The sequence below is a fragment of the Campylobacter sp. US25a genome (assembly GCF_004379075.1).
In the GTDB taxonomy this organism is placed as follows: domain Bacteria; phylum Campylobacterota; class Campylobacteria; order Campylobacterales; family Campylobacteraceae; genus Campylobacter_D; species Campylobacter_D jejuni.
On record NZ_RYYM01000040.1, the window covers coordinates 1 to 1,941 of the forward strand.

The following is a 1,941-nucleotide window of genomic DNA, read 5'->3' on the forward strand; positions in this document are numbered from 1 at the left end:
ATTTGCTTTAGCTAAAATACAAGCTAGTCCTCTTGCTAAGATTAAATTTGATAGGATAAGATGGGAAGGGATAGGAGGTAAATTAGGAGCGGCACAAAGAAGCAAAGAGAAAGCAAAAATGCTTTTATATTTGGAAAATGAAAATAAAAATGATAAGATAAGCGATAAAGAAGTTCATCTTTATAAACATAATGGAATATGGCCTAAAGATACTCCAAAACCTAGAAGTCCTGATTATATTGGTGAAAATGGTAAGATTATTTTAAACATTAAACAAAGAGCCATGGAAATAAAAAATACTTTAAATGGAGGATATAATAGTGTTTCTATAAAGACAAAAGATAAACTCACCAGATATGATTTAGATGGTAAACCACATTATGAGAAGACATCAAAGAAAATAATTGATACGCCTCATAAAATAGAATATACTAAACATATAAATCCTCAAGATCCAACAAAGTATAGAATGTCACAGGGTTTAGTAGAGCCAATATCTCATAAAGATTTAGATATTGTAGAAAATTATTTAAAAAGGCAAAATAATGAAATTTGAGAATTTAAAGCATGGAAGTTTATTTAAAAGAGAATTTTATCTTAAAGATGTAAAAATAGATTTGAAAAATGACTTTTTTGTTTATTCTATCATAACAAATGAAAAAACTTTAGAAATATTTTTTAAATCAGAGAAAAAAGATATACAAGATTTGCAAATTGTTTTTTATGATTATAAGTTACTACACTCAAAATCATATTGTAAAAATTTTAATCAATTAGAAGCTAATTTTATCGATTTAATAAGAAATAATTGGGATGATATAACAGGCTATATTGAAAAAGAAGAAGAGATGTTGATAAGCATATATTTTGATAATGATTTAGAATATATTACTTTAACTTGTAAGTATTTTAATATAGATTTTATGGATTAAATAAAGGATAAAAAATGACAAGAGAACAAGCAGAATTAATTATAGAAGAAGAAAAGTTGATTGATACAGATTGGTATCCTTCTTATAAACATTCAGGAGAATACCATCTTACTATGTGGTTTGATTCTGATAATAATAAATACGAAGCTGTTTATATTGGAGAAAGGGGCGGTGTTGAACTTGAGTATTCTTTTGATAGTGAAAAAGAAGCAATTGATAAAATGTTGCAGATGAATTATAAACAAAAATATTTTAGCGTAAATGAAGACTATTCAATGCAAAATAGAAAAGAAGTAGCATTAAGAATCATTAAAGAAGAAAAGTTAGAAGTGATTTGGTATGATGAAGCACTTAAACCTTTATGTGCAGGTATTAAATATGATAAACAAAGAGATAAATATATTTCTTTTATCACTAATGCTAAAGCAAAAATTATAGAATGGAAAAGTATTGAGTTTGATGGGGATGAAGAATTTGAAGGAAAAATATATAATGATGAAAGTAAAGCCCTTTATGCTCTTATCAATCGTGCTAGAATGATTAAACAAAATAGAATTAGCTTTGTGTAAATGTTTCAAGGTTAGGTTTTATCAAACAAATACCATAATAAAGGATAGAAAATGACAAGAGAACAAGCAGAATTAATTATAAAAGAAGAAAAGTTAATCTATGTAACTTGGCGTGATTATGATTATACAGCAGGAGAATATCATTTTACAATTTGGTTTAATCCTAATAATAATAAATACGAAGCTGTTTATATTGGAGAAAGGGGCGGTGTTGAACTTGAGTATTCTTTTGATAGTGAAAAAGAAGCCATTGATAAAATGTTGCAGATGAATTATAAACAAAAATATTTTAGTGTAGATGAAGACTATTCAATGAGAAATGGAAAAGAAGTAGCATTAAGAATCATCAAAGAAGAAAAGTTGGAAGTGATTTGGTATGATGAAGCACTTAAACCTTTATGTGCAGGTATTAAACATGATAAACAAAGAGATAAATATAT

The 1,941-nt window shown here is 26.4% G+C and carries 4 protein-coding genes; all 4 read left to right on the forward strand.

The window, feature by feature from the left end; genetic code table 11:
• The coding region (locus ELQ12_RS10500; RefSeq protein WP_208379402.1) for a hypothetical protein at window positions 1-556 on the forward strand (556 nt) is incomplete at its 5' end.
• Complete coding sequence (locus tag ELQ12_RS09510; RefSeq protein ID WP_002871073.1) at window positions 546-932, forward strand: hypothetical protein; 387 nt, start codon at window positions 546-548, stop codon at window positions 930-932. The genes ELQ12_RS10500 and ELQ12_RS09510, both read left to right, overlap by 11 nt.
• Window positions 933-946: 14 nt before the next feature.
• The gene (locus tag ELQ12_RS09515) at window positions 947-1,501 is read left to right on the forward strand and encodes a hypothetical protein (protein WP_134264741.1); all 555 of its coding nucleotides are present in this window, start codon (window positions 947-949) and stop codon (window positions 1,499-1,501) included.
• Window positions 1,502-1,552: 51 nt separating this feature from the next.
• Window positions 1,553-1,941: hypothetical protein (locus ELQ12_RS09520; RefSeq protein WP_134264742.1), on the forward strand; the 389-nt coding region annotated here is incomplete at its 3' end.